Here is an 11,434-nt window from a genome sequence, read left to right on the forward strand (position 1 = left end):
AGCGCCTTTGCTCGAATCTGCTCGTGATCGCCATTGATCACGAAGATGTATTGGGATCACAGCGCTGTTGCTGTGATGTCCTGACTAAGGCAATTGCTGTGCCAACTTTGAAAACCTCCTGTTTTCATAGGGTTAACGATTCACCCTGCCTGCACTCACGATGACCACGCCCATAAATTGCACAAGCGGCACTGTTGTGAATCATTTCTCGGTCACCAAAATGCGTCACTGCCATGCAGCAAAGCCGAACACACCCCGCAGAGCCTCTTTTTGCGCCAGCATGGTGAAAAAATGACGCACCGGTTGCGACCAAAGGCCAATTATCACTGAGGGAAATAATGAACATCATTCGAAAGGTGCAGAGCAACACCCTGCGACCTGCTAGGCTGCACCTCACATGACAACAGCCCCGATGATTGACCGAGAGCCCAACATGGCCCAACACGACAAAGACGCCCTTCGCATTGCCCTGGCCGGCGCCTTCAGTCTGGTCATTGCCCTCGGTATTGGTCGCTTTCTCTTTACCCCCGCCCTGCCCGACATGATTGCCGATACCGCACTGACGGCGGTGAGTGGCGGCTATCTGGCGGCGGTGAACTATGGCGGTTATCTACTGGGTGCCATGCTTGCCATGCTGGTACCAGCCCATCGTGCGCGCACTGCTTTTTGGGCTGCTCTGTGGGTCAGTGTTATCTCCAGTGTGCTAATGGGGCTCAGCGATACCTTTATGCCCTGGGCCATCAACCGTTTTCTGGCCGGGGTGGCCAGCGCCATTATCATGGTCAACGGCTCCGCCCTGGTGCTCGGCGCCCTGCCCAACCATCTGCGCGCCCGGCTGGGCAACATTCATTACGCCGGCATTGGCCTGGGTATCAGCATCGCCGCCCTCACCGTGGCGCTGGTGGAATCCCTGCAAGGGAGCTATCCCTTCATGTGGTTTGCCTGCGGCGCGCTGGCGCTTGGCTTCATGGCGTTTCTGCGCGTGATTCCCGCCCTGCCCCACGCCAGTGAACATGCCCATACCCGCGTACCGGTGAACCGCAAGGCGCTGGGTTTCCTCATTGCCAGTTATTCTCTTGCCGGGTTCGGCTACATCACCAGCACCACTTACCTGCCGGTGATCGCCAAACAACAACTGCCCGGACTGGACAGCGCCGCCTTCTATACCTGGCTTGCCGTGGGTCTGGCGGCCATCCCCGCCAACCTGCTGTGGGGCAAACTGGCCAGCCGTGCCGGCGAACGCAATGCGTTAATGATGGCGTTAATCGTCCAGGCCATTGGCGTCAGCGCCCCCGCCTGGCTCCCGGGTCTTGCTGGGCTGGTCACCAGCGGTCTGCTGGTAGGCGCCACCTTTACCGCCGTTGTGGCCCTCAGCATGTACTGCGGTCGTCAACTTGCCCCCCACGCCGCCAGCATGGCACTGGGCGCGCTGACGGCCTGTTATGGCATCGGGCAGATACTGGGGCCGGTGGTCACAGCAAGGATGCTGGAAAGCAGTGGCAGTTTTGCACCGGGATTGCTGGGAGCGGCGGTCGCGCTGATTGGGGCTGCGGTGCTGTTACTCCCCCTGAGTCAGGAGCGGTTCTAGGGAGCGCTGCAGCTCTTCATACCGTGCGCCCCATGCATGTTGACGGCGATTCCTGAATAATAGAACGCAAGTGCAGAATCATGGTGCAGGCAGACACCAACCATCATCAGGGGGAATCCGTGAAAAAAATAGCTGGCTGGTTGCTTGGCATTGCCATTGTTTATATCGGTTTTACTTATGTTCAGGCCCGAGATCCGCAATATTTCGCTGAGGGCTATCAGGATTGCTCAGGGCCAGCCTGTGTTGGCATCCTGCTTCGCTCCATGCAGGCCGATGAGAGCTATACCACCGTCATTTCCGATAACGACAAGGTCAACAGCAAGGGCAAACCGCTGGGCAGTCTAACCGGCTATCTGATTCAGGACAGAGCGAATTACCATCGCTTTGGCAAAGCCGACAGCGAAGACAACGGCGACACCCTATTCACTACCACCGCAGCACGGTCAGGAATGGCATCCATGATCGATGCCGGTTACTTCGACCCGCACCTTGAAGACAAGGCCAGACAAGGCACCGTTGGCGTGACGGTTTTTGTGTTCGGTGACACCCTGGTAGCCACTGAGAACAGCAGCTATGAAGCTAGCAAGAAAGAAAAAATGATTCAGGAAGCCGTTATCGCTTCCATAAAAGAAGGCCCAGAACAGCAACCCTCACAAGCCTCACCTGAACAAGAGGCAAAACCGACAGCCCCCGGACATGGCCTCACGCTGATCGCCACCCCATCAAGAGACTTCCTGTTCCGGCACAGCTATGCCGGGGAAATTATTGGCGTCTCCCGTGACCACCGAAAAGTCATCAAGGTCTTCCCCGGTAAAGGACACGCTGTTCTCTACGAGGAAAAGCGCGAGCACTACAACATCAACCAGGTTGTACTCCTTGCTGATGGAAGCGCTCTGGCTTCCATAGAAATCGCGGGGTGCAGCACCTGCCACAGCCTGCTCAAACTCGATGGCACTGAACAAACCTGGATTTACGAAGGCCCCAGCCCCAACCAGCAGGGGGTATTTGCAAGAAACCGTGCACAAAACCAGTCCATACAACGACTATCCCCTTCCGGTGATGGCTCAGCACTGATTAAGTATGTGCGACATGCCTCACCTAACAGCCATCAAAGCAAGCCCTCCCACCATATCGACTTGATTCATCACAGCGGGGAAATCATCAAGCTATTTGAAAACAGAAGCCTGGACCTTGGCCTGAACGGCGACATTCTGGTTTCAATCAATGGCAGAAGACCTCACTCTCACTGGGTCATTCAGGGCAAAAAAGCCGTACGCTTTTATGATGATCGCATGGGCACCCAGCTATACCGGGCAGAGTTCAAGGCAGGCTCTGTTCTGTACACCGACAACGACGGAGACCTGGTCTACTTCGATGGCAGCCGCAATCACAATCTGGGCTCCGCCAAGGGCTTTCGGGAAGCGGCCCTCGATCCCACAGGCAAGACCGTCGCCCTTGCCCGCACGATCACCAGCGACACCCCAGGCAGAGACTGTTACCGGTACTGCTATCTGATTGAGCGTTTCAGTAATGGTCAGAGCCAGGTGCTGGCTCAGGAAGACGACAGCATGGTTGGCTTCGTAATCGCCAATGGCAATATCTACTATTCAATGAACCGGGGAATTACCGGCTACAAGGGCAGCCAAAAGGAATACTTCAAGGGCTACCCGGCAACTCCGGCAATCCCGTTAAAAAATGGGCAGGTTATCCTGGAAAGAAATCGGGGCATTTACCCAAAAATTGTCGGCTTCTGATTCAGTAACTCTCCGGCCATCAGGATTCAAGCGTCCTGGTGGCCGCGCTCCGAACCCACACCGGCATGGCTGCAAACAGCAACAAGGCAATCAGGTAGGCAACTCCGGACACCGGGTCACGCCCCAGAATGTATTCGCGGATGCTTTGTCCCAAGGCCACAGTCAAGCCCAGTTCGCCCCCCACCATCAACAGCAACGCCATACTCCCCATCCCTAATCTCTGAGATAAAGACAACGGAGAAAAGTAGCCCACCAGCCAACGCGCCGCCCAGAAACTCGCCAGCACCATGAACGGCAACTCCACGAGCTCGGCCCAGCGTTCGCCCAGCCGGGGCACCAGCAAGGGGATGCGGATCATGGCCAGGCTGAAGCCAATGGCGAAGATCAAGGCAAAATAAACAATAGCGGCTTTGAGCGTTTGCATGGCATAGGCCTGAGGATTGATCGGCACACCTGTCGTTAATTGAACTCCATATATTTAAGACAGGGAATATTCAATGTCATAGCCGGAAAAGGGGAACGACACAGCACACAACGGTTAGCCCATGGCCACAAATCCATCCGCAGCAGACACATCGCCCAACCATCTTTTGACCGCGGGATAGTCCGCAAGGTCAAAGCCACCTTCGTGGGCAACATGGGTATAGGCAAACAGTGAAATATCCGCCGTGCTGATATCCTCACCCACCAGGAATGGCGATTCACGTAACTGAAGCTCCATCACCTTGAGAGCTTTGTGCCCGCCTTCCTGCTTGGCCGCATACTCCTCCACCCTTTCCTCGGGCAAGCCAAGATACTTATTGATGAAACGGGCAACGGCAATGTAAGGCTCGTGGCTGTACTGCTCGAAAAACTGCCACTGCTGTATACGGGCCTGAACGAGGGGATCGTCAGGATAAAGCTCCGAACCTGCCGCCAGATAATTGATGATAGCGTTGGACTCAGACAGAAACCCGTCATCAAGCTCCAGCAAGGGGATCTTTCCGTTTGGATTACGTGCAAGAAACTCAGCTGAGCGAGTCTCTCCGGCAAGAATATCCACTTCGACCCAATCGTATTCCAAACCCAGCAGATGACAGACCAGCTTCACCTTGTAGCAGTTTCCAGACTGACTATCTCCATAGATTTTCATGCTATCTCCTTTGCGTGATCAATATCCTAAACCGTACGCGCACCGCTGACGTCATAGGCGATGAAATGCCGCTCCAGCAAACCATGCTCTCTGGCGGCCTCCCGCCAGGGCGTGATATGCGGAGCAGAAAGGTGGGCATCCAGCGACCGGCGATCCGGCCACAGCTCGGAAAAGCGAAGCAGCCCAGGTTCATTCAGGTCTTCCGCAACATCGTAAGCAATACAACCATCGTGGATTTTGGTGGCTCTGACAAACTCGTCCAGAAAGGGACGAATCGCAGGGATTGAGCCAGGAGGAAAGCGCAGGAAGCCGAAGACGGCCACATTTACATCCATGTTTGAACATCTCACTAATGAGGAAGTTTGGTTATCTTTGAATATGCGCCGAAGGCAGGCTTTCAGGCACGGGTTATGCTGCCAGGACTCTACTCACAATCCATGCAATAAAGCCAAAAGCAGCAACGGCCATTAGAGGCAGCATTATCAAATCCGAGATCCATGGCCACTTCTCTTTCCGAGCTTCTTCAGCAGCCACATTGAACTCATCCATACTGACAGGGCAGGATATTTCATGGGAATCATCCTGCATGAATCGGCAAGCATCCACGAACTGGTGATCCAGACATACCCAAACAGTATAAACATCCGCAAGCAGGAATCCTGGAGCTGGCCCGGAGTGCTCCCCACCGATATAGACAGGGACACCGTTTGACTCCAAAGCAAACTTTGCGTTTAAAGCCTCTGTTCTATCAATGGTACTGAACAGTTTTCGCATCGTCCCTTCCTAACGCCGCATTCAGCGGCTTTCGCTATACAATTTTTGTTATGAATTTTTTATGCTCTTAATTAAATTTCCTATCTGCTCCACACCATCAAAAGTGCTCGGCAATTTTTCTGGGTCAGAAAGGACTCCGCTAAAAATAAGACTTTCGAACTTGTCTAAGGCGCTTGAATCCTGCTTCTTCATCTCAGAAGAATATCCAGTGTAACTTTGAATAAATTGGCAGAGCGTTTGCCTCAGCTCAATTTGCATTATCTGCGCCTTAACTGATCTATGATTTAGAAGTATGACCCTAAAGAAATAGATAAGAATGATTTCTATGGAAATTACAGGAATAAGAACAAGCAAGTGCTCCATTCCTAAAGTATTTCCCTTATAAATACCTGTTACAGCCAAAACTATCTCAGTGACCAATGGAGCCAAGATAAGCAACCCCATCCCAATTAGTGACAAGAATAACCAAAAAGCTTCTTTAGCCTTTTTTTCTGCCAATTGAGAAAATCCTTGGTACAGACCTACGAAATTAAATCCGATTTTATACTCTTCTAGCTTGTCTTTTAGTGTCTGGGCAGCCTCCTCTTTGGATATGATTTCACCATCCCATTGCTCTTTTAGCTTTTCAGCTTCAAACTTCTTTTGTTCGAATTCTTTGAAGACACCTATATTTGCGTCATTAATAAAATCTTTTGCAATATTTGCCGGCATGACATAAGAGGCATATATTATCTGCGACCTCACATCGCCATCCATTTCTCCAACATCATTCTCTATTTTACTTTTGAGTGACCTTAGCTCCATGCCTAGTTCTTTACCCGGCCCCACAAGAAAATCGAATTCACATAGAAATCGATAGGCTATGCAGTAGATATGATCAATATGTGTTGGTTTTGACTGATCAAATTCCCTTAGCCAATGAAGAAACTGGTCACCGACATGCCTAATATTGAAAGTGCACCTTTCGTCCCAGTCTTCTGGCGACTTATAAATGTATCCAATTATTTCTCTTGAGATCGACAAGCGCGTTGCTCTTGTTTCATCTTCTATATGTGCAGCTTCAGCTTTACTTAGAAATCTTGCTAGAACTTTCGCATTGTCTTCATTCTTAAAGAACATCAATACTCCATTTATCCACGATCAACTCATAACAGTTTATTCAATTGCAGATGCGATATAACACTTTGCTGTATATCTCCACCCACAATCTTCCCTGGCCCCACACCAAAACAAAGCCAGATCAGTGGGTTATCAGACACACAAGAATCACTCTCACCCGACTTTTCTTGCATCCGCTTTTCTGAAAAACCAACTTATCTCAATCACTTACAAATTTATGTAAGCCATATCCTACAAATTCAACTTGCGCGCGGGTGAAAAGCGGTCGCCATGGATCGCTTGCAGGCTAGTTCCCACAGCAAGCTTGAGCGTTTGCGCGAAAAAGAACGCCAATGCCATCCGCACGGCACCTTCCCCGTTAGAGTGAGTCGAGGAACGGAGCCCGGTGACGGCGTAGAGCAAAAAACCTGTCTGAGCGGAGCGAGTCTTTTTTGCGTCCGTCACAGGGCGAGTACCGGAGTGTGCCTGCGGAGCAGGCCGAACGAAGTCGGGGCGCGGGGGAGTCCAGAGGGGTGTCGCGTAGCCCCCCCTTTGGGCCCGTCCGGCGAGGACACCCACATATCATGGTGCGATGACATATCAGCAGATGCCGTGAGGCGGGCGGCGGTTGAGTGAACAACTATCAATTTTCTGTCACTTGCTGGAACGGTTGTGCAAAGACCAAAATGAGACACCTTCTTTAATTAGTCTCACTGCGTTTTTCGCAGAAGGAGCGCACGACATGGCTACCCCTTCCAATAACAAAGCCAGCCCCATAGCCCTTGGCCCTGATTCCCTGGCCTGGAAACATGCCGGTGACAACCTTCAACTGCTGATGGCGGGTACCACCTTGCTGCTGCAGGTTTCACACCCGGTAGTAGGTACCGGCGTGGGTGACCACTCCGTGTTCAAGGAAGACCCCTGGGGCCGTTTGCAACGTACTACCGAATGGGGCCTGCGCCTTCTTTATGGCGGTCAGGATGGCTCCCCGCAAGCGGGCCAGGATCTGCGCGAGATGCACCGCAATATCAAGGGTGCCGATGAGAAGGGGCGTAAGTATTTTGCGCTGGACCCGGAGGCCTATGCCTGGGTGCACATGACCACTTACTACACCATGGTCACCAGCCAGCGATTGTTTGGCGAAAAGCCCTTCACCGCCGGCGAAGAGGCGCAGCTGTTGCAGGAATGGGTGCAGCAGGGGCGCGTGCTGGGTATTCGTGATCAGGACATGCCGCAGACCGTTACGGCTTTCTGGGATTACTTCAACAACATGGTGGAGACCCGTCTGGAGAACTCCGATACCGCACGCTACCTGCTGGATGTGAGCCTCAAGAAAGTGAAGAAAACACCGCAGCTGGCGATGATGCCGGACTGGATGTGGCAGCGGATTTACAGTGTGCTGGGCAAGAACGCCACCTTGGCCACCTACGCCACCCTACCCCCGGCGCTGCGCAAGGTGCTACACGTGCACTGGACCGGCCGACTGGCACGGCGCTTCGAACGCCGCCGCCGCGTAATTCAGAAACTGGCGAAACTGGTGCCCGCCAAGTACCGCTATCTGCCACCGGCTTACCTGGCTGTGACCGGTCAGCTAGATCGCTTCCGTCCGGTGGTGAAGAAAGCGGCTTAAGTCAGGTTAAGAGGTTTACCACAGAGATCGCGCCGCCACCGAGCGCAGCGAAGGAACACCCGCAGCGCTGTGACAGGTTTCAAGCGTCCGGTGTAATGTAAAACCGCATCACGCCAATTATCTGATTGTCTTCCGTGCGCACTTCCACTCGCCAACTGCCTGCCGACGGCACCGGAATGTGACGTTTGTGAGACCAGGTGCGGAAACCGGATTCTCGTCCCCCGTAAACCTTGAGCGGGATACGATCCACCTGTTCGCCATTGTGAAACCAGTAGTGATAAACCTGCTGGCCCAGCCCCAACGGCGCCTTGATGGCCGTATAGGCATACAGGCCCTCTTCCACTTCCTTGCTGCTGAACACTTCTCCGCTGACCAAGGGTTGTCGTTCTGCGCGATTGAACGACAGCGCCATGGCCCGCTCCTCCAGTGACAGGGTAAGAGGCGGCACCAGGGGCGCCAGCCAACGGGGCGATAACGCAATCATTAGCGAAACGGCCACCAGGCCGGCCCAGCGAAACCATTTACGCGGCCCACCGACACGCCAGAAACTGGGCAACGCGAACAGGGCGGTCAGCCAGCCTGCCCAGGTCAGGGCAGTATCGGTTTGCCAATGAAAGATCAGCGGCAGCAACACCAGCAGGGCCACGAACAGGGCCCAGGCGTGGAAGCCAAAATACAGGGCGCGGTGACGGGCCAGCCAGAAGTAGATCGGATCAATGATGCTCATCAGCGCTGCGCTGATCACCAGGGTGGTAAAGCCGATATATTCCGCCCCGCCGGACCACTGCAGTAACACAAACGGCAGACTGAAAAAGAAGGCTTCCTGGTGGACAGCCTGCAAAATGAGCTTGAGCAGCCCCTGGGAGACATTTTCCATGGCTGTGCCGGCAAAACGTTGCTGCCACAGCCCCTCTGTCAGCAACAGTAGCCAGCTGAGCACCAGAAAACCGGTAAGCACTGCTGCCAGCCAGGGCTGGCGCTCCACCAGAAAGTAACTGCCCAGGCCAAGCGCAAAGCTGACCACCGCCCACAGGTGGCGAATGCGGTAAAGGGAATCTGACAGGGACTGCAGGGCCAGAGGCAAGGGGGTTCTCCGTTTATGAGTGCCAATTGGATGCTACTTTGCAGGCGGGGTTCCTGCGATGACGGACATTTTAGGAGAATTAACAACCTCGTTCAGGGCGCAGTTCCGTTCGCAGGGGCGCACATCTCTCCTTTACCCCGTGGCCCAGCCTGTCAGGGTGAACAGCTGAGTAACGAGTGACGAGAAGCGAGTTTCGAAAGGCAAAACCAGCACCTCATTGAGCGGTTTTCGAATCTCGTTGCTCGTTGGCGCTCGCTTGGCCCAGGCAAGCCTGACTCTTGCAAAATGCGGAGAGAAATTTATCGCGGCTCCAGAAACAAAAACGCCCCGCAGTGCGGGGCGTTTTCATAATATGGCGGAGAGGGCGGGATTCGAACCCGCGATACAGTTTCCCGTATGGCTCCTTAGCAGGGAGCTGGTTTCAGCCACTCACCCACCTCTCCGGAATGCGGTACTGCTCGAGTCAGGAAAATTTGCACTCTTGATTGGTGCTGTTTCCAAACTCGCCGCGCATCATAACGATTTTACGGAGAAAATACAGCCCAAAAATCAGACAGACTCGCTGTCTGATGACTTTTCGTGCTGAATCCGCTGATAAATTTCTTCCCGGTGTACCGCAACCTCTTTCGGTGCGTTCACACCGATACGTACCTGGTTACCTTTTACACCAAGAACGGTGACGGTGACTTCGTCACCCACCATCAGGGTCTCTCCAACTCGACGCGTAAGAATAAGCATGATGATCCCTCCTGGGGTCCTTGTTGTCCGTGAGCGCAGTCCGTATCGGGGCTAGCGGGCTCCGTCAAAGACGGTTCCTTGGTTCAGGGACCATTTAACCCACCCCACATACGGGGGCGGCATTATGACTGAATCTGATTCTCAAGTCTTGCCAGTAGCAGGAGAAAAACCTACCGGTCGTCGCCCCGTACCTACCGTGGGAGCCCTTCCAACACCCTTGTCAGACAGCATCAATGCCGCCAGACAGGGAGCGGGAAGAGCCCGCCAGACAAGGATCAACCCTCAGGCTGGTCCAGTTCGAAGGCGGAGTGCAAGGCACGAACTGCCAGCTCCAGGTACTTCTCGGCGATGACCACAGACACCTTGATTTCAGAGGTGGAGATCATCTCGATGTTGACGCCTTCGTTGGCCAGGGTCTCGAACATCTTGGCAGCTACACCCGCATGAGAGCGCATGCCTACGCCGACCAGGGAGACCTTGGCAATCTTGTCATCACCGATGATTTCCGGCTTGCCCAGCTCTTCGGAAGCGTTGCGCAGGGCGTCCTGGGCACGGACGAAATCGTTGCGGTGCACAGTGAAGGTGAAGTCGGCAGCGCCGTCCTTGCCCACGTTCTGTACGATCATGTCGACTTCGATGTTTTCTGCACTGACCGGTCCGAGGATCTTGTAGGCAATGCCCGGGGTATCCGGGGCGCCACGCACGATGATCTTGGCTTCATCACGGGTAAAGGCAATTCCGGAGATTACCGGCTTTTCCATATCAACCTCGTCGTCGACGGTAATAAGGGTTCCAGGGCCATCCTGGAAACTGGAAAGGACTCGCAGCGGCACATTGTATTTGCCGGCGAATTCCACGGAGCGGATCTGCAGGACCTTGGAGCCCTGGCTGGCCATCTCCAGCATTTCTTCAAAGGTAATGGTGCTCAGGCGGCGAGCGGTATCCACCACACGGGGATCGGTGGTGTAGACCCCGTCCACATCGGTGTAGATCTGACACTCGTCTGCTTTCAGGGCAGCGGCCAGCGCGACGGCGGTGGTATCGGAACCGCCACGACCAAGCGTGGTGATGTTGCCGTTGGCATCCACACCCTGGAAACCAGCCACGACCACGATGCTGCCGCCATCCAGATCGGCACGCATTTTCTTGTCGTCGATTTCCTCGATGCGCGCCTTGGAGTGGGCACTGTCGGTGCGCAGTGGAATCTGGCTACCGGTATAGGAGCGGGCATTCAGGCCCAACTTCTGCAGTGCCATGGACAACAGGGCAATGGTGACCTGCTCGCCAGTGGAAACCAGCACATCCATTTCGCGCGGAGAGGGAGCATCGCTGACACCTTTGGCCAGCTCGATCAGTCGGTTGGTTTCACCGCTCATGGCGGAAACCACCACAACCACCTGATCACCCCGTTTATGGAAACCCGCTACCTTCTCGGCAACGGCTTGAATGCGTTCGACTGTACCCACTGAGGTACCGCCGTATTTCTGCACGATAAGAGCCATAAAGTCGCTTTGTCTGCAAAAAAGAGCGCGAAACTATAGCAGAAACGCGCCGGGATTTCATGTTGGGGTGGTTTGGCGGCACCGGGCAGTCGCCCGTGCCGCGCAGCAAACCTGCAGGCCAAATGGCGGAGATG

11 protein-coding genes and 1 tRNA gene are annotated in these 11,434 nt (G+C 54.2%); 3 read left to right on the plus strand and 9 right to left on the minus strand.

Annotation, left to right across the window (positions count from 1 at the left end; all coding sequences use genetic code 11):
- The first annotated feature begins 433 nt into the window (after positions 1-433).
- Together GQF00_RS05000 and GQF00_RS05005 are read left to right on the plus strand one after the other, a co-directional pair.
- Positions 434-1,588 carry a YbfB/YjiJ family MFS transporter gene (locus GQF00_RS05000; RefSeq protein WP_161318068.1) on the plus strand — a complete coding sequence of 385 codons (1,155 nt, stop codon included), beginning with the start codon at positions 434-436 and terminating at the stop codon, positions 1,586-1,588.
- A gap of 119 nt (positions 1,589-1,707) precedes the next feature.
- Positions 1,708-3,342, plus strand: a complete 1,635-nt coding sequence (locus GQF00_RS05005) for a hypothetical protein (protein WP_161318069.1) — start codon at positions 1,708-1,710, stop codon at positions 3,340-3,342.
- Between the two features lie 19 nt (positions 3,343-3,361).
- Here GQF00_RS05005 and GQF00_RS05010 read toward each other — a convergent pair whose 3' ends face one another.
- The 5 genes from GQF00_RS05010 to GQF00_RS05030 all read right to left on the minus strand — a co-directional run bounded on the left by GQF00_RS05010 (position 3,362) and on the right by GQF00_RS05030 (position 6,367).
- Positions 3,362-3,766 (minus strand): hypothetical protein, encoded by a 405-nt coding sequence (locus tag GQF00_RS05010; RefSeq protein ID WP_161318070.1) that lies wholly within the window; start codon positions 3,764-3,766, stop codon positions 3,362-3,364.
- Between the two features lie 114 nt (positions 3,767-3,880).
- The gene (locus tag GQF00_RS05015) at positions 3,881-4,474 is read right to left on the minus strand and encodes a glutathione S-transferase family protein (RefSeq protein ID WP_161318071.1); all 594 of its coding nucleotides are present in this window, start codon (positions 4,472-4,474) and stop codon (positions 3,881-3,883) included.
- 26 nt (positions 4,475-4,500) lie between these two features.
- On the minus strand, positions 4,501-4,809 hold the full coding sequence (locus GQF00_RS05020) for a putative quinol monooxygenase (RefSeq protein ID WP_161318072.1): 309 nt from the start codon (positions 4,807-4,809) through the stop codon (positions 4,501-4,503).
- Between the two features lie 73 nt (positions 4,810-4,882).
- Complete coding sequence (locus GQF00_RS05025; RefSeq protein ID WP_161318073.1) at positions 4,883-5,248, minus strand: DUF2007 domain-containing protein; 366 nt, start codon at positions 5,246-5,248, stop codon at positions 4,883-4,885.
- 48 nt (positions 5,249-5,296) lie between these two features.
- Complete coding sequence (locus GQF00_RS05030; RefSeq protein WP_161318074.1) at positions 5,297-6,367, minus strand: hypothetical protein; 1,071 nt, start codon at positions 6,365-6,367, stop codon at positions 5,297-5,299.
- A gap of 721 nt (positions 6,368-7,088) precedes the next feature.
- Here GQF00_RS05030 and GQF00_RS05035 point away from each other — a divergent pair.
- Entirely contained in the window at positions 7,089-7,976 is an 888-nt protein-coding gene (locus GQF00_RS05035) for an oxygenase MpaB family protein (RefSeq protein WP_161318075.1), read from the plus strand.
- 79 nt (positions 7,977-8,055) lie between these two features.
- Here GQF00_RS05035 and GQF00_RS05040 read toward each other — a convergent pair whose 3' ends face one another.
- The 4 genes from GQF00_RS05040 to GQF00_RS05055 form a co-directional block, all read right to left on the minus strand.
- Positions 8,056-9,060, minus strand: coding sequence for a DUF5924 family protein (locus GQF00_RS05040; RefSeq protein ID WP_161318076.1), 1,005 nt, complete (start codon positions 9,058-9,060; stop codon positions 8,056-8,058).
- Between the two features lie 353 nt (positions 9,061-9,413).
- A tRNA-Ser gene (locus tag GQF00_RS05045) sits at positions 9,414-9,503 on the minus strand.
- A gap of 106 nt (positions 9,504-9,609) precedes the next feature.
- Entirely contained in the window at positions 9,610-9,798 is a 189-nt protein-coding gene (gene csrA, locus GQF00_RS05050; protein WP_161318077.1) for a carbon storage regulator CsrA, read from the minus strand.
- 275 nt (positions 9,799-10,073) lie between these two features.
- A complete protein-coding gene (locus tag GQF00_RS05055) occupies positions 10,074-11,300 on the minus strand; it encodes an aspartate kinase (protein WP_161318078.1) in 1,227 nt (408 codons plus the stop codon).
- Positions 11,301-11,434 lie beyond the last annotated feature (134 nt).

It is taken from the genome of Alcanivorax sp. DP30, from assembly GCF_009882945.1.
Lineage (GTDB): Bacteria > Pseudomonadota > Gammaproteobacteria > Pseudomonadales > Alcanivoracaceae > Alcanivorax.